Annotated in this window: 10 protein-coding genes and 6 pseudogenes; 7 read left to right on the top strand and 9 right to left on the bottom strand. The window is 60.5% G+C overall.

Annotation, left to right across the window (positions count from 1 at the left end; genetic code table 11):
• Positions 1–16 precede the first annotated feature (16 nt).
• The 3 genes and pseudogenes from EJ066_RS13710 to EJ066_RS13700 form a co-directional block, all read left to right on the top strand.
• Positions 17–1,321, top strand: a pseudogene (locus tag EJ066_RS13710) (pitrilysin family protein); the annotation flags it as partial.
• Between the two features lie 9 nt (positions 1,322–1,330).
• Positions 1,331–2,596, top strand: coding sequence for a pitrilysin family protein (locus EJ066_RS13705; RefSeq protein WP_348629325.1), 1,266 nt, complete (start codon positions 1,331–1,333; stop codon positions 2,594–2,596).
• A 405-nt stretch (positions 2,597–3,001) separates the two neighbouring features.
• Positions 3,002–4,477: an NAD-dependent succinate-semialdehyde dehydrogenase gene (locus EJ066_RS13700; protein WP_126043866.1), complete on the top strand. Its 1,476-nt coding sequence runs from the start codon at positions 3,002–3,004 to the stop codon at positions 4,475–4,477.
• A gap of 784 nt (positions 4,478–5,261) precedes the next feature.
• On the opposite strand, the gene EJ066_RS13695 is transcribed toward EJ066_RS13700, so the two are convergent.
• A complete protein-coding gene (locus tag EJ066_RS13695) occupies positions 5,262–5,777 on the bottom strand; it encodes a DUF2285 domain-containing protein (protein ID WP_245329899.1) in 516 nt (171 codons plus the stop codon).
• 938 nt (positions 5,778–6,715) lie between these two features.
• Here EJ066_RS13695 and EJ066_RS13690 point away from each other — a divergent pair.
• Together EJ066_RS13690 and EJ066_RS32425 are read left to right on the top strand one after the other, a co-directional pair.
• Positions 6,716–7,066 (top strand): annotated as a pseudogene (locus EJ066_RS13690) (transposase); the annotation flags it as partial.
• A 1,216-nt stretch (positions 7,067–8,282) separates the two neighbouring features.
• Positions 8,283–8,405 (top strand): hypothetical protein, encoded by a 123-nt coding sequence (locus tag EJ066_RS32425; RefSeq protein WP_281035459.1) that lies wholly within the window; start codon positions 8,283–8,285, stop codon positions 8,403–8,405.
• Here EJ066_RS32425 and EJ066_RS31970 read toward each other — a convergent pair.
• From EJ066_RS31970 to EJ066_RS31965, 3 genes and pseudogenes are all read right to left on the bottom strand, one after another.
• Positions 8,368–9,000: a hypothetical protein gene (locus EJ066_RS31970; protein WP_245455152.1), complete on the bottom strand. Its 633-nt coding sequence runs from the start codon at positions 8,998–9,000 to the stop codon at positions 8,368–8,370. The genes EJ066_RS32425 and EJ066_RS31970 overlap by 38 nt on opposite strands.
• Positions 9,001–9,189: 189 nt before the next feature.
• Positions 9,190–9,505: pseudogene (locus EJ066_RS13675) on the bottom strand (ATP-binding protein); the annotation flags it as partial.
• Positions 9,438–9,709, bottom strand: a pseudogene (locus EJ066_RS31965) (IS21 family transposase); the annotation flags it as partial. The pseudogenes EJ066_RS31965 and EJ066_RS13675, both read right to left, overlap by 68 nt.
• A 516-nt stretch (positions 9,710–10,225) precedes the next feature.
• Here EJ066_RS31965 and EJ066_RS32420 point away from each other — a divergent pair.
• Positions 10,226–10,348: a hypothetical protein gene (locus tag EJ066_RS32420; RefSeq protein WP_281035459.1), complete on the top strand. Its 123-nt coding sequence runs from the start codon at positions 10,226–10,228 to the stop codon at positions 10,346–10,348.
• Here the strand turns inward: EJ066_RS32420 and EJ066_RS31960 are convergent.
• From EJ066_RS31960 to istA, 3 genes and pseudogenes are all read right to left on the bottom strand, one after another.
• Positions 10,311–10,859: a hypothetical protein gene (locus EJ066_RS31960; protein ID WP_245455151.1), complete on the bottom strand. Its 549-nt coding sequence runs from the start codon at positions 10,857–10,859 to the stop codon at positions 10,311–10,313. The genes EJ066_RS32420 and EJ066_RS31960 overlap by 38 nt on opposite strands.
• Positions 10,860–11,135: 276 nt before the next feature.
• A pseudogene (locus tag EJ066_RS13660) lies at positions 11,136–11,424 on the bottom strand (ATP-binding protein); the annotation flags it as partial.
• Positions 11,384–12,946 (bottom strand): annotated as a pseudogene (gene istA / locus EJ066_RS13655) (IS21 family transposase). The pseudogenes EJ066_RS13660 and istA, both read right to left, overlap by 41 nt.
• Positions 12,947–13,289: 343 nt before the next feature.
• Here istA and EJ066_RS13650 point away from each other — a divergent pair.
• Entirely contained in the window at positions 13,290–13,970 is a 681-nt protein-coding gene (locus EJ066_RS13650; protein ID WP_126038523.1) for a tyrosine-type recombinase/integrase, read from the top strand.
• Between the two features lie 196 nt (positions 13,971–14,166).
• Here EJ066_RS13650 and EJ066_RS13645 read toward each other — a convergent pair whose 3' ends face one another.
• On the bottom strand, positions 14,167–15,483 hold the full coding sequence (locus EJ066_RS13645; protein WP_126038520.1) for a HipA domain-containing protein: 1,317 nt from the start codon (positions 15,481–15,483) through the stop codon (positions 14,167–14,169).
• Positions 15,473–15,811 carry a helix-turn-helix transcriptional regulator gene (locus tag EJ066_RS13640; RefSeq protein ID WP_245455150.1) on the bottom strand — a complete coding sequence of 113 codons (339 nt, stop codon included), beginning with the start codon at positions 15,809–15,811 and terminating at the stop codon, positions 15,473–15,475. Before EJ066_RS13640 ends, EJ066_RS13645 begins: the two co-directional genes overlap by 11 nt.
• Between the last annotated feature and the right edge of the window lie 911 nt (positions 15,812–16,722).

The raw sequence follows: 16,722 nt of genomic DNA, 5'->3' as shown, positions 1-16,722 counted from the left end.
GTCCGTTGCGACCGAGTTGGGCGGCGCGAGGACGGCTCCGATCCCCGTCGCATGGGAGGACGGCAAGGCGACGGATTTCGTGCTCGACAACGGCATGGAGGTGGTCGTCATTCCCAACCACCGGGCGCCGATCGTCACCCACATGGTGTGGTACAAGATCGGCAGCGCCGACGAGCCGCCGGGCAAATCCGGCATTGCCCATTTTTTCGAGCATCTGATGTTCAAGGCGACGACCAACCATGCGGCCGGCGAATTCGACCGCGCAGTGTTCGAGATCGGCGGCTCGCAAAATGCCTTCACCTCCTCCGACTACACCGCCTTCTATCAGACAGTGGCGCCGTCGGCGCTCGAGCTGATGATGAGCTTCGAGGCCGACCGAATGCGAAACCTCATCCTCACCGACGATGTCGTCAAGACCGAGCGCGACGTGGTCATCGAGGAGCGCCGCTCAAGCACCGACACCAACCCGCAGGACGTGCTCCATGAGGAGATCGACGCGACGCTGTGGCAGAACCAGCCCTATCGCATCCCGATCATCGGCTGGATGCAGGAGATCGAGCAGCTGAACCGCGTCGACGCCACCGCCTTCTATGAAAAATACTACTGGCCCAACAACTCCGTGCTGATCGTGGCCGGCGATGTCGAGCCGGAGACGGTGAAGGTGCTGGCCGAGAAGACCTATGGCAAGGTGGCGCGCGGGCCCGACCTGCCGCCGCGCATCCGGCCGGTTGAGCCCGAGCAGAACACCAGGCGCACCGTCACGCTCTCCGACGCCCGCGTCAGCGTGCCCAGTTTTTCGACGCAGTGGGTGGTGCCGTCTTACCATACCGCCAAGCCGGGCGAGGCCGAAGCGCTCGACCTGCTGTCCGAAATTCTCGGCGGCGGTAACCGCAGCCGGCTCTACCAGGCGCTCGCTGTCCAGCAAGGTATCGCTTCCAGCGCCTGCGCCTATTTCCAGGGCACCATGCTCGACGACACCAGGTTCGCCATCTATGGCGCGCCGCGCGGCGATGCCAAGCTGGCCGATCTCGAAGCGGCGGCCGCTGCCGAAGTCGCTCGCATTGCCAAGGATGGTGTCAGCAGCGAGGAACTGGGCAAGGCCAAGGAGCGCTTTGTGCGCGATATGATCTTTGCCGAAGACGACCAGGACGACCTCGCCTGCATATACGGCTCGACGCTGGCCACCGGCGGCACCGTGAAAGATGTCGAGGAACGGCCGTCTCGCATCCGCAGGGTTACCGCCGCGCAAATCAAAGCAGTTGCCGCCCGCTATCTCGCGTTCGACCGTTCGACCACGGGCTATCTCTTGCCCAAGACGGAGAATGAAGAGATGACGCTCGGCGCTCAGCCCCATGCTGCGATGAACATCCAGGAGGTGAAGTCCGAAAAGGGCATGATCGCCTGGCTGGTGGAGGACCACACAGTGGAAATCGTCAACATCGGCTTTGCCTTCAACGGCGGCATCACGCAGGACCCGGTCGGGAAGGAGGGGATGGCCAATCTGATGGCCGGCCTGTTCATCGAAGGCGCCGGTAATTACGACAGCGATGCCTTCCAGATGAAGCTCGACGATGCCGGCGCCGAGATGGGTTTGGAGGCGCAAAGACACTACATCTGCGGATCGGTGTGCATGCTTCCCAAACAGCAGGACGCCGCGTTCGGCCTGCTTCGGCTCGCACTCAACGCGCCGCGCTTCGACCAGGGGCCGATCGATCGCGTCCGCGCCGAGATTGTCTCCGACATCGTCGGCAGCGAGCGCGACCCTGACGCAATCGCTCAGCGCAGATGGCTGCGCGCGATCTATGGCACGCATCCTTTTTCGAGGCCGGGAGAAGGCACAAAAGAGAGCCTCGCCGGCATCACGCCGTCCGACCTCCTCGCCTTCCACAAGGCGATTTTCGCTCGCGACGGGCTCCATATTGCCGTGGTCGGTGACATTGATGCAAACACGCTGAGGGAAAGGCTCGACCAGCTGTTTGGTGACTTGCCTGAGCAACAAACCCTCGCCCCCGTCGCCGATGTCGTACCGAAGCTCGGCCAACTGGTGGAGGAGAACTGCGACCTGCCGCAGACTTCGCTGCGATTGGCCTGGCCTGGCGTGAAGCGTAGCGCGCCGGATCACTTCGCCACCGTGCTGATGAATGACATCCTCGGCGGCTCGGGCATGACTTCCCGCCTTTTCGAGGAGGTGCGCGAAAAACGCGGCCTTGCCTATCACGTCAGCTCTGAACTGACCCTTGACAAGCTTCTGGTTACGACAGAGACACGCTCGGACTGCGCCGCCCAAACGCTGAGCATCGTGCGAGATGTGGTAAAGCAGATGGCGCAGCAAGGACCGACCGGGGCCGAGCTCAAGGCGGCGAAGAAGCACCTGATCGGCACCTATGCCATTGACCGTCTGGGCTCGACCAGCTCGATTGCAGACCGGCTCCTGGATTTGCAGATTCACAAGGCCGACGTCGACTACAACCAGCGTCGCGCCCGCAGCATCGGTCGGGTGACGCTCAAACAGGTCAAGGCGGCGGCCAAGAAGCTGCTTTCGGCCGAGCCCGCCATTTTGGTGGTCGGCCCGCCGCTGGGCGGCAAGGATGAGTAAAGAAACTCATCTCGCCTTCCTTCTTCCTTGGGGCTTCTCGTGGGAAGAGCGAATATGGAGGCCGGTGGGCCAAGCAGATCATGCAGACCCGCGGAGTCGTTTCGCGGGCCTTGCGCGGCATTGGCGGTCCAGGGGCCTCTCGCCGAAACGGCGCTCCTCAGCATGTATGCCGCCTTTTGCAGAATACACTCGCACGCCACCAGCAGGCAGCGGGTGGACGAAGCAAACATCCGGCTGCTCAATCCATCAACTGATGAACCGCGGGCACTCAAACTAACGGAACTGTTGTCGTATGTTTGGTCTACCAGCTGCTTTGCCGAGGCCCTAGGACGAACCCGCTGGTGCAGAATACACACCGACGGCCTGTCGACCTGGATGTTCGCTGCGTTGAGGAGGAATCCGGTATTGCCCCTGTGCCTGCCGATGATCCGCCGTCTGAAATCCCCGCACCTGTTTGGAGCCATCGACCGCCTGCCGGCACTTGGCAGACCGGTTGGCAATAAGACGTTCGAGGTCGTCAATCCGTCGACCGGCGAAGTTTTGGCAGAGCTTCCTGATATGGGCGTGGAGGAGACACGTGCTGCGGTAGACAAGGCCTATGTTGCGCAGTCGGGGTGGGCCGCGTTGACTGCCCGAGAGCGTAGCGACGTTCTTTGGCGATGGCATCAGCTGATCATCGACCAGGCAGGCGATCTCGCCGCGATTCTGACTGCGGAAATGGGCAAGCCGCTTGCCGAAGCCATGTCAGAGGTATCGCATGCGGCGGCGTATCTGCAATGGTATGCCGAGGAGGCCAATCGCGTCTATGGCGAGACGATCTCGGCACCCTCGACAGACCGCCGAATGCTAGTGATCAAGCAGCCCATCGGCGTTGTTGGCACGATCACGCCATGGAATTTCCCGGCCTCCATGGTGGCGCGCAAAATCTCGCCGGCCTTGGCTGCGGGCTGCACGATCGTGCTCAAGCCCGCTGAACAGACGCCGCTCGTGGCTGGCGCAATGTTCGCCCTTGCCCATCAGGCCGGCTTTCCCGATGGCGTGGTCAACCTGATCTATGCGTCCGAAGGTGATCGCGTCGGCCGTGAACTCTGCACCAATTCCAAGATCCGCAAGATCAGCTTCACCGGTTCGACCGAGGTCGGGCGGCTGCTGATGCGTCAGTGCTCTGACCAGATCAAGAAGGTTAGCCTTGAGCTCGGCGGCAACGCACCTTTCATCATCTTCGATGATGCCGACATCGACGCTGCTGTTGACGGTGCGATCCAGGCGAAGTTTCGCAATGCCGGCCAGACCTGCGTTTCGGCGAACCGTATTTACGTCCAATCGAGCGTTCACGATGAGTTCGTCAAGAAATTCGTGGAGAAAGTCCGGCACTTGTCGGTTGGCGACGGATTCGGTGCCGGAGTAGACATCGGACCGCTCATCGACAGGCATGCTCTGGCCAAGATCGAGTCTCACATCGCAGATGCCATTGCGAAAGGCGGCACAATACGATGTGGGGGCCAACGTATCGGCAAGAATGGCACGTTTTTCGAACCCACGGTCCTCACCGAGATTTCCAGCGTCATGGCAGTCGCGCAAGAGGAGACATTCGGGCCGCTGGCGCCGATCATTCGCTTCAACGATGCGGACCAGGTCGTGCGCGAGGCCAATGACACGATCTACGGCCTCGCCGCATACTTCTATGCCTCAAACCTGAAGCGGGTCTGGCGTGTGGCAGAGGCTCTGGAATATGGCATGGTTGGCATCAACACGGGACGCATGTCCTCGGAGGCGGCACCGTTTGGCGGTATCAAACAATCCGGCATCGGGCGGGAGGGTTCCCGCCATGGCCTCGAGGACTATCTGGAAATGAAATATCTTTGCATGGGCGGGATTTGAAACCTGCTGCACTGTCTCTCCGCCCACCGGGGGGCGGCCTGCGGTCAATGCCGCCACCTAATTTGAAGTTCAAACGCCGTTGACCTGAAACACGGATGCCCGGCAGGAGACTGAGCTCGCTGCCGGGCCGGACATGCCTTGGGAGGGCATAAAGTCAGCGCTCCTAGGGCCGATGGGCCACTCAGTTCGTGCGCCTTTTGCCGATTGCGTTGCATGTGCCGTGCCAAGCCAAAAAGCATTGATAAACAACCGATGGATCAGCTTTTGCCCTGTTGCGCACTCTACATTGTGGGATAGGCGACAATGCCCAAGCGGTTGAATCCTCGTGTTGCGGACCCCCCAGACGGGTCAGGATTGCTATTCTTAGGACAGTGCGCAGCAAGCGCTACTCGCTGCACTCCAGGCACACGATTTCCATAATCAAGCGGTGGGTGCTATGTCTGACCGAGCTGTCGATCCAGGGAACGGTGTGTAGCCTCAAATCCCTCCATATTGTTGCACCCGCCGGTCCAACAGGACTGCAGGTCCGGACTCGAAGGGTCTTGGCTGCTAAGGCGACATTGCGGTGCACGCCGCTTTCCGACCAATGATGTGGGTCCAGGTCGAGGCCGGCCCTAATGAACCATCGCCTTGGCACCCTCGCCGATCTCATTTCGGCATCGACAAGCTAGACCAGAGCGCACCTTGCAAGGCGCCATGCAGTCCAGTCGGCGGGCGAACTGTTGGTGACGGGTAGAGCTGCGAGCGAACGCTCATCCACCGACGCAGCGCGGACTGTCGCTTTTCAAATTAGGAAATCTCTGTAGCCACCATTCATGAGCGCGCGGCCACGCGAGACGGCCCGACGGATGCGGTCGCGCAGATGATCGCGAGGATCCGCCCAGTCAGCATGGACGCGCCGTTGACCGATGAGAACTTCGGCGAGCTCGCGATGAGGTGCTCCGGCGAGCGAACCGTCGAGCGCACGAAGAACGAAGGACAAACGGACGCCGCGCTTTTCCGGCGCAAACAAGCGGGGGGGCAACTGTTGCCCTAGACTGAGAGCATTGAGGCACTCCAGTCCCCTCAGTCGATGCTTTAAAAGCACCGCGGGCCAGATGGCTTGCGTATGCAGGCAAACAGGGTGGAGGATATTCGCGCCCGAGACGGCGAGCTGCAGCGCGTGGTCCGCATTGCGAAGAAGAACATGCTGGCTCTTGTCGGGCGCCAGCAGGACGGTTGCACGACAGGGCAATGCCGAGAGTTCGAACGGCGGTGTCGGCGACGAGGCAGGCAACCGTTCCGCAATGACCGGCAGCACATGGACGCACCAGAGCGGACACCAGAATACGACCGAAGCGCGGCCACAAGACTCCGCGAAACAGAACACCCCAGCGTGACAGGTCGCCGGCCGACGCGACCATATCGAGAAAGGGTTGGAGAGACCAAGTCTTGCAATGCTGGCGCGCAGCGGTCAGATCGCGCTGGAACGCTGGATTGCGGCGTAAGAACTCCCAAGCCCACTCCCGCAGCGTCAGGCCAGCGGTGTAGTCGTATGATCTTTCATCCCGCCAATCGGCCTGATCCGCGCCAGTCAGGAGATTCATGACTGGCACCCCCTGCCCGCGCCCGCGCGCGTTGAAACATTATGCGGCCTGGCAAAGCACCGGCGCCGAAGGCAGCAGACGTCGAAGACCCCGTTTCGTTGAAGCGTCAGCCATCGCCACTGTCGGCGACAGAAGATGTGCGCAAATTGCCACCAGACCGTTGAACCCGCACAGTGACGGCCAGCGCGACCTGAGCACGCCGAGGGAATTGATTCCGTCACCGTCGTCGGCTCCTGCGTCCCATCCAGACGTCCCTTGAAGGCGCAGAAGCGCGGCAGTGGATCGAGCTGCTTGTCGGCAAGTTGTCGTAGCGGCGGCGCCATAGGCACGGTCATCGGAGGGTCTCCTGCGGCAAGTTTTCGCCATTGGAGGCCAATCTCCCCGCTATGACAGCCTGTGCAGTTGCACAGGTGAAGCGGACCAATCAGGGGGAGCTATGGCGGAAACTGGGTATGACGGTTTGAGGAGAGCGGCGTATCGAGGCGGGTGATGAAGCCTGCCAGAACCTCTCAAGGAGAGCGATACGCCAAACGAGACTATCAACATTGTTCGCCTTCGTCAGCCCGACGAAATCGGTGATACCCTGACGGATGTACTTGGCAGCGGCGCGCGCAAATTGCTTGCGCAGGCGATCGAGATGGAAGCCGAGGCGTATGCTAAGGCGGTCGACTGCCTGACGAAAGATCAGAATGCGTCGCTGGCGTTCTACGATTTCCCCGCCGAACACTGGGATCATCTGCGAACGTCCAATCCCATCGAAAGCGTCTTTGCGACCGTTCGCCACCGCACGGTGCGTACCAAGGGCTCGCTATCCTGGAAAATCGCCCAGCTGATGGTCTTCAAGCTGGTCATGGCCGCGGCCAGGAGGTGGCGACGATTGAAAGGACAAAATCAGTTGCCGAAACTCATCGCAGGTGCCAGGTTCCTGGACGGAATCGAGGTCATCGAAAACGAAGCCGCAGAGCGCCGCTTGATCAGCCTCGTCACCCAAATTCCAGCATAGCTCCTCGGAACTGCCAGCCTTCCTTGCCGAATCAGGCGCAGATCAGCGCTGACGATACCGAGGACGGCGACGGCGATCACCTCCAGGCCGCCAAGTAGCGACCCTCAAAACACCGCCCTGGACCCGGCTGCCCCATCGGGCCTTTTCTGTTTCTGGACAAGGAGCAAACATATGTCCGCAAGCGACATTTACGAGAATGCACCACTCGGGAGCCTGATCAACTATGGTGATCGTGCCCCCAAACCGCTCGCCCGACAGGACCGTCTCATGAACGCCCTTCCCGCACGAGCCGCCGGCATTACGGCTGGCTTCCTCGATCAGACCGCGTCCGACCGGACCAGCCGCGCCACCCCGATTCTGCATGCCGCCGACCAGATCACGCCCTTCCTCGAACGGGGTCGGCCGATCGGCGCAAATGCAAGGGAGCGGGCTTGCAAAGACCGGCAAGGCAGAATGGGATTTCTGGGAACTGGTCGAGGCCAGCCTGAACCGGTATCTTGTGCCTGCCCTCGGGAGTCGCTCTATCCACCATGTGACCGACACCGACATTGCTAACATCACCAAGAAGATCGTCGCCGGGGGTCACCCGCAAGCGGCTAACACAGCCTTCTGTTATATGCGGCATTTTTCAACTGGTGTCGCAAACCGCCGCAACGGCTCATCGCGGTTTCCCCGCGAGGGATTGGAAAATCCGGTATCCGGCCCCGATCGTCAAGCGCAAGCGAGTGGTGAACGATGCCGAACTGGCGGCTAATGGACGGGCTGTGAGCCCGAACCGGGCGATAGCGGCTATTCGTTCGGCTCCATCGTCAAGCTGCCCATGCTGACCGGACAGAGGCGTACGGAAGTTGCCGCGATGCGTTGGTCTGACTCAACCTTGAAGCCGGAACATGGGAACTATCGGGTGACCGCACGAAGAACGAAGAGCCTACGCTTATTCCGCAGTCCACACTGGCGGTGTCGGTCCTCCAGTCGGTACCGAAGACCAATGACACGTTTGTTTTCCCTGCGAGGGGCAACGAAAAAAGCCACTTCTCAGGCTACGCGAAGGGCAAGAAGGCTCTAGACGGCAAGGTCAATATCGACGGGGTGGCTTTGGAGAACTGGACCCTTCACGATCTGCGCAGGACACTCGCGACAAATCTCGGCAGGCGGCAGGTATTGCCACACGTCATCGAGCACATACTGAATCACAAGGCGGGCGTCCCTGATAGACATGGGCGAAATCTACAATCTCTATACCTACGTCAAGGAAAAGCGCGAGGTGTTGCAGATGTGGTCAAATCACATCGAATGGCTGATCAAGCAGGCGGCGGAAATGGACGCTCTGGCGGCGTAGCTGCTGGCATGGGCGGAAGATGCGGCGCAACAATCGTCAGCGCCTCATCGAATTGGAGATCATGCTTGACCAGCAAATGCGCGGCCAATGCTTCGATGGCCGACCAGTGATCGAGTACTAGCCGGGCCGTGCGATCTTCGATCCGCCCCCAATCGGGGCGGCGCGGCATCAGGAACCGCAACTCACGATAGATTCGCTCGGCATTCGCGTAGTCGCTGCTCCCCTCATTCTCGTCGGACGCATTCATCGCCATATCGAACGGGTCCAGATAGCCTTTGAATGCGGATTCTGCAAAAGGACCTGCCAGATACGCAACTATCTGCCGGATCGCATCATCGCGTTCGAAATATCGATCCATATCGTCCTCGAAAATCGGCTTTCGCTTCGAGGTGAATCCTTGCGCTAAATAAAAAGCCTGGCCCATGACAACACCACAGTAATCTCCGTCACCGGGGTCGGGGTAAATAGTAACACTTGAGAAAGCAGGGAATTCACGGTCGTCGTCGAACACCTGACGCATCAAAACGATGGCGGCCACCGCGTGCCCGGCTTCATGGTGCGCCACAGGCGCGAGAGGTTGGGAGGCTACATTCATGCGGTGCGGCTCTCAGGTCTAGTTTGCTTTTGCGCATAGGACCGCAACCGTCGTGCCAACTGGGAAAATCGTTTCGGACAATGCGATCGCTCCGATAGCGTTGTGTCTCCTGTCTGACATGGTTGGGAAGTCGACACGCGCCCGTCGCAATGCGGTCGACCTTCCGCGCGAGTTGGGTGCCCCGTGGCGGCCGACCAGAACGATGTTGCGCTGATCGGCGACGAAGGCGCCGCCGGGCGAGATCGCGCATCAGGGGTTCGGTGACCGGCGTGTCGGCGAAGTCGAAGTCGTCGATGCCCTTGGCCAGCGGCAACTTGGCGACGGCGAACTGGTATTTGATGGAGCGGGCCTGCTTCTCCAATATCTCGGCCTGCAAGAGATCACCGACGATCCTGGGCGGCTCGTGCCGTCGCTTGATGGCGACGCCCATGATCTCGTCATAGGCGCTGCGCATTCCGTAGAGCTTCAGCGCTCCCATCAGTTCCAGTACCTCGGTGCGTTCCATGGCTGTTTGTCCTCCTGAGACTGTCATAGCGGGCGCAGTCGGCGACCGGCTCGTGAGGGCCTGGGGAATAGAAAGGATCGTGCCCGGCGCCGGATCGCGGCTGCGGGCCAGGATGTTGAGGATCACCGCCGCCGACGATGCGCCGTGCTCGAGCGCTTCCTGGCAGGCGCTCTCGACCGCGCTCAATCCGTCGGTCAGCCCGGACCAGCCGCGCCACCCGGATTCTGCATGTCGCCGACCAGATCACGCCCTTCCTCGAACGGGGTCGGCCGATCGGTGCGAGCGCTCTTCGTCCGATCATGACCCACGCCTTCGACGGCAGCGATGCGGAGGGATGCTGGGTCTGGAAAGTTGCCGCGATGCGTTGGTCTGAACTCAACCTTGAAGCCGGAACATGGGAACTATCGGGTGACCGCACGAAGAACGAAGAGCCTACGCTTATTCCGCAGTCCACACTGGCGGTGTCGGTCCTCCAGTCGGTACCGAAGACCAATGACACGTTTGTTTTCCCTGCGAGGGGCAACGAAAAAAGCCACTTCTCAGGCTACGCGAAGGGCAAGAAGGCTCTAGACGGCAAGGTCAATATCGACGGGGTGGCTTTGGAGAACTGGACCCTTCACGATCTGCGCAGGACACTCGCGACAAATCTCGGCAGGCGGCAGGTATTGCCACACGTCATCGAGCACATACTGAATCACAAGGCGGGCGTCCCTGATAGACATGGGCGAAATCTACAATCTCTATACCTACGTCAAGGAAAAGCGCGAGGTGTTGCAGATGTGGTCAAATCACATCGAATGGCTGATCAAGCAGGCGGCGGAAATGGACGCTCTGGCGGCGTAGCTGCTGGCATGGGCGGAAGATGCGGCGCAACAATCGTCAGCGCCTCATCGAATTGGAGATCATGCTTGACCAGCAAATGCGCGGCCAATGCTTCGATGGCCGACCAGTGATCGAGTACTAGCCGGGCCGTGCGATCTTCGATCCGCCCCCAATCGGGGCGGCGCGGCATCAGGAACCGCAACTCACGATAGATTCGCTCGGCATTCGCGTAGTCGCTGCTCCCCTCATTCTCGTCGGACGCATTCATCGCCATATCGAACGGGTCCAGATAGCCTTCGAATGCGGATTCTGCAAAAGGACCTGCCAGACACGTAACTATCTCCCGGATCGCATCATCGCGTTCCAAATATCGATCCATATCGTCCTCGAAAATCGGCTTTCGCTTCGAGGTGAATCCTTGCGCTAAATAAAAAGCCAGGCCCATGACAACACCACAGTAATCTCCGTCACCGGGGTCGGGGTAAATACTAACACTTGAGAAAGCAGGGAATTCACGGTCGTCGTCGAACATCTGACGCTTCAAAACGATGCCGGCCACCGCGTGCCCGGCTTCGTGGTGCGCCACAGGCGCGAGAGGTTGGGAGGCTACATTCATGCGGTGCGGCTCTCAGGTCTAGTTTGCTTTTGCGCATAGGACCGCAACCGTCGTGCCAACTGGGAAAATCGTTTCGGACAATGCGATCGCTCCGATAGCGTTGTGTCTCCTGTCTGACATGGTTGGGAAGTCGACACGCGCCCGTCGCAATGCGGTCGACCTTCCGCGCGAGTTGGGTGACCCGTGAAGGCGGCCGACCAGAACGATGTTGCGCTGATCGGCGACGAAGGCGCCGCCGGGCGAGATCGCGCATCAGGGGTTCGGTGACCGGCGTGTCGGCGAAGTCGAAGTCGTCGATGTCCTTGGCCAGCGGCAACTTGGCGACGGCGAACTGGTATTTGATGGAGCGGGCCTGCTTCTCCAATATCTCGGCTTGCAAGAGATCACCGACGATCCTGGGCGGCTCGTGCCGTCGCTTGATGGCGACGCCCATGATCTCGTCATAGGCGCTGCGCATCCCGTAGAGCTTCAGCGCCCCCATCAGTTCCAGAACCTCGGTGCGTTTCCGTTTGTCCTCCTGAGACTGTCATAGCGGGCGCAGTCGGCGACCGGCTCGTGAGCCAGCGTCAGGGCCTGGGGAATGGAAAGGATCGTGCCCGGCGCCGGATCGCGGCTGCGGGCCAGGATGTTGAGGATCACCGCCGCCGAACAGACGCCATGCTCGAGCGCTTCCTGGCAGGCGCTCTCGACCGCGCTCAATCCGTCGGTCAGGACGCAGGTGAGGATCGACACCATCTGCCGGTCGCCGTCATCGGCCGCCCCTAGCTTGCGGCGCACCTTCTCCATGGCTGATGGCAGAACCCATTCCCGGAAAGGCGCGCCGTTGCGCAGGCCGTCCGGTTTGCGGGCCAGCACCGGCACGTAGTGCCAGGGATCGTAGACGACCTCGTTGCGGCCGAAAGAGCGTGCGTGCTCGCCGACGACCGCGCGATCCTGGCGGATGACGATGCGGTCGGCATAAGCATGGATCTCGACCGGCCGACCGACGGCGCTCGACAGCACCGAGTATTTGTTGTTGTCGAAGCGCACCGTGCAGGTCTTCGACACCGACGCGGGAATGCAATGGTAGCCGTCGAAGCGACCGGCATAGGGAATGAAGCTGGCGCGTTCTTCTTCGAATACGTCCCAGATCGTGCGCTCACCCTGTTCGGGATGCCGACACGCCTTGGCATTAGGCAACGCATTTGTCGTCCAGCCAGCCGTTGAGATCCTCCAACGTCTTGAAGCGCAGCCTCGGTGTGAAGAAGCGCTCGCGCACCAGCCCGACCTGGTTCTCGACTTGCCCCTTCTCCCAGCCGGCCGCCGGTGTGCAGGCCTCCGGCTCGACAAGGTAATGCCCGCACATCTGCGCAAAGCGGCGGCTGTAGCGGCGGTCCCTGCCGATGAAGATCGCGTCCACCGCCGTCTTCATGTTGTCGTAGATGCCGCGCGTGCAGGCGCCACGGAAGAAGGCGAATGCCCGGTCATGCGCGTCGAACACCATCTCCTGCGTCTCGCGCGGATAGGCCCTCACGAAGAACATGCGGCTGTGAGAGCCGCATGTGCGCGACCTTCACTGTCACCGTCACGCCGTCGAGCAGGACGATCTCGTGACTCCAGTCGAACTGGTAGGCCTCGCCAGGTGCAAAACTCAACGGAATGTAGGCCTCGGCCACGGCGCTGCCGCGATCCGCCGCCGAGCTCTGCGCATGCCGCCACCCCGAACTGTAGCTGCCGTCATAGCCGAGGCCGCGAAGCTCCTCGAAGATCCGGATCAGCGTCAGCCGCTCCCGCTGCGGCTTGGCCGCATTCGCCGACAGCAGCCGGTCCAGCGTCTCACGCCAAGCTCCCATGCGGGAATAGGGCTGGTGCTTGCGCTCGTAGCGGAACTCCGTCTCCTCAGAACGCAGGACCTTGCGCACCACCTTGCGCGAGATCTTCAGCTCACGGCAGATCGCTTTGATCGACTTCCCCTGGACCAGCGACAGCCGACGTATCTTTGCAATCGTCTCCAAAACCAACATCCAAAACACAAATGCCTCCGATCAAACCGGAGGCATCTTGATGACCCCATCGTTAAGGGGTCCCGTTTGGACGAAAATCACCCCTTAAACAGCGTCCTCATTCCACGAAAAATCGATGCACTACCTTCCAAAGCTGAAAGAGATCGCCACCGACCGCTTTGAAGGGGCTTTCGGCGGTCTCGTCAGCGAGGTTGTGGCATGAAGAAACATCAATCCATCGCATTGGGCCGAAGCATGCCACGGGCTCATGCCGCGGAGAGCGGGAAGATATTCTTGAAAGAAGCGGTCTCCGACATCAATACCGACAGGATCGGCAGCTTTCTCACGTCACTTGAGGTCGAGCGTGGCAGTTGCGACCCGCAATGCAAGGCTGGCGGCGATGCATACCTTAGCGCGGTTCCTGATCTCGGAGCACCCGAATAATATGGATACGCTGCAACTGGTGGTAACACTTCCCTTCAAGAGGGCGCGCGGGTGGCACCTGTCGAATATCTCGAAGAGCCCGGAACTCAGGAGCGTCCTGGCGCGCATCGACCGCCGCACGCCTTCTGGACAGCGGGATTGCGCGCTGTTCTCGCTGATGTTCGATACGGATGCACGAGTTCAGGAAATCCTGAATCCTCGAATTTGTGACCTTCGTCTGGTATCGCCCTGTCCCGCCGAGCAAAAGGGGCTTTCTCAACGACCGCGGCACACCACTGACCCGGATCGGTGTCGATACTTGCTGCGCAAACATGTTGATACGGCTGCGGGGGAAGCAACCACCCTGGCGGAAAAAAGCATCCATCACCGCTCTTTGCGGCACACGACGGCCATCCACCTTGTCAAGGCGGGTGTTGACATCGCCACCATCAGTCAATGGCTAGGCCACTCGGGGCTGAACGTAACGATGCGCTACGCCCGGGCCGGTATCGATATGAAGCGGCAAGCGCTCGAACAAGTCTTTCCCGACGTGATGTCATCGGCAAAAGACCAGACGATCATCGCTCGATGGCGGGATGTTAGGCTGGCTGCACCGCTTTAGACGCTCAGTTATGTGGAGTTGTATCGTGGGAAGTCGCGCGTCTGTGGGCTCTTGCGGTGTCAGCTCCACATCTCTTCGCAGTGCACGTTGTCGCTGTCGAAGAGCAGTCTGTTCATGTCTTCGTGCTGGCACGGCAGGATTGTCCATATTGTGGGCGTCTTGCACTTGCCGAGCTTGTCCGAAATCCAGCGCCGGATCAGGCGTGAACACTGTTGCGTAGTTCGTCAGCCAGAGCGCGGAGAACGTCGGCGCTCCCTTCCAGCGCCGTAAAAGCGTAGGGATTGAGGAACTGTCGGCCCCAGAACAGATTGCGATCTGTGCCGGATAGCGTAGCTTCCTCGCTGACACGCGGCCAATTCTCCGCAATGCATCGGAGCTGGCCTTCAACAATCGCAAGAGCTTCCGGCGCGCTGAGCAGGAAGTGATGCGCGGCTTCAAGGCAGGAGGCGATCCGGCTCATGCGGTTATTGCCGCTGATGAGCATGGCCTGGCTGGCCTCCTGGCCACTGCGGGCCTGCGGACAGATATCGTAAGCAGGCGTGAGGGTGAGCTTAGCTCCGTCCCAGAATGCCGCATGGTTGCGGGCATGATCGTCGGTGTTGCCGCAAAGTATGTTGAAGACAATGCGGCTGAACAACTCGCGCAGAGTTTCCGACGGCGCGGTGAATCGGTGGCGAATGATCTCCGCCAAATCCTGGTAGCTGGCGTAACGCGCCATCATCTCATCGAGCGCGAGCATCGTCAGCGCTGAGACCATGGATTTGCGTTGCCAGCCGCCCGTGACCTTGATCCGGTCGAATCGCTCGACGAGCAACACGTCCTTGCCTGCGGCGCGAACGAGCGAGACGGATGCCGCTCTGATGCCGCACAAGGCGGCAAGCCGCATGGCTATGAATTCTCCTTTGACGACGCTGTAAAGGTCGGCAGACGAGGAAAATTTCGCGACATGCTTGATGGCGTCGTCCTCGATCAGCGCCTTTGGCCTTGCGCCGCCGATCGAGCTGCCGTGATGCAGCGCCTGATCTAATTCGGGGGTGAGCGGAATACCTTTCTCTACCCGCTCCGCCGATTGGACAAGCTCTTCGAGAGTGGCATTGGCCAGTGCGCGCGGCTCGTAATTCGTGGGCGAAAACTGAAAATCGAGCGCGCCGATGCGGTCCGAGCCTGATTCCAGCAGGAACGTCAGTTCTGAAATATCGAGCCGCGCGATTTCATCGCCCTTCACACCGAATTTGCGGTTTAGGATAACCCGTCGTCCCCAGGCATCGGGGGCAGCATCGCGGATGCATCCCGGCATGGTTAGGCCAGGAAGCAAAGGCAATTCGCCTGCCTTCAGGGGCAGTTCCGGGAGATAAAGCGGGATCGCGCTGCCCAGTTCACGAAAGCTCCTGCCATAGTTGAAGCTGACGAGTCCGTCATGGGCATATAGCCGCCCGGCGACAACCGGCGCGGTCTCGCCCGGCAGCCAGACCCAGACATAGGCTTCGTCGTACTTGGGGACCTTAGAACTCATCGACGATCTGCTTGCCGGCCTTGTAGACGTGCTTCGGCAGCAGCGCGATGCGATCTTCCATGCGGCCTGTGAGGGCTGTGATGCCCTTGCCGTCCGCATCGAACAGCTTCACACCGACAATGGCAGCAGCTTCGAACATCAGTCCGATTTCAACTTTGGGATCGCCCTTCTCGATGCGCTGCAGGGTGCTGCGTGAAACACCGATTCTCTCGGCTAACTCCTGTGCGGTTAACCGGTGCTGCATCCGGCCCAGCCGGATGGTCTTACCGAAAAGGCCAAGCGCTTCCATTGCGTAGCGCGAATAGGTGCGTTTATGCGTTGCCGTCATTCGGGTCTCCGTGACCTATCCAGGAGCCATATCACCTCATTTCGACCTTTATATAGGTAATGTCGCAGAGCGACTGCCAAAGTCAAGCCTCCGTATCGTATGATCCAAATCCCCCTGATTCGACTTTATATGCAGCAAGAGTTCGCATCACGGCTACGTTCGGAAAGCGAGGTAGAATGCGACGGGAGACGCAAGCGTTACCCATCCGAACAAGGACGGCGAATATTGCCTACGGCTCCTGCACAACCGGCCAGCTCTGCGCGCCTCGGGCGAGGCGGAGATCTGGCGCTGGACCGCGGACAGCCTTGAGATGCCTCGCATGAGTCATTCGATGGGCGGTCCCTGGTGCCACTACGCCAAGCGCGATGAAGCGTTGCGGTCTTCGTCGCGCGCAACGGCGAAAGCGTGCAGGAGGATGGCTCGGGTCAGGGTGGACAAGCATCTGCGTAACAATTTGCTTTTCGAGGACGGGACGAGTCCAGGTTGGCCGCTGCTCAAGGCGCTGGCTCCGCAGCAGAGCCGAGTGAACTGGAGGGTCTGGTCCGGCGTCGAGGCACGGCGCAAGGCCTGCCGCGACGGGCGCGGATAGTGCTGCTGGCCAGCGAGAGGATGTAGAACAAGGAAATTGCCTTACGCCTTGACACGACGTGATGCGGCGGTGTCGCACGGGTTCTCACGGTTTGTGGCTTCGGGATCGCGCGGAAGGCCACGCTTTTCTGGCGGCTCGCGCACCGGTGCCAGACGGCCGTCGGGACCTTAAAATCGACGGGATGACCGGCGGACAACACCTCCACGCCGGCCATACCAGGCCTGGCGGACCGCCCGGACAATCCTGAGATCCTGGCCGACGTCGGCGCCGCTTGGATAGCCGCGATTGAATGGATTGCGCGCAGAGGCATTGTGCGTCCTTA

Origin of the sequence: Mesorhizobium sp. M9A.F.Ca.ET.002.03.1.2, assembly GCF_003952365.1 — a bacterium.
Lineage (GTDB): Bacteria > Pseudomonadota > Alphaproteobacteria > Rhizobiales > Rhizobiaceae > Mesorhizobium.
The sequence above is the reverse complement of the archived record's forward strand: the minus strand, read 5'-3'. Positions and strand labels throughout refer to the sequence as shown.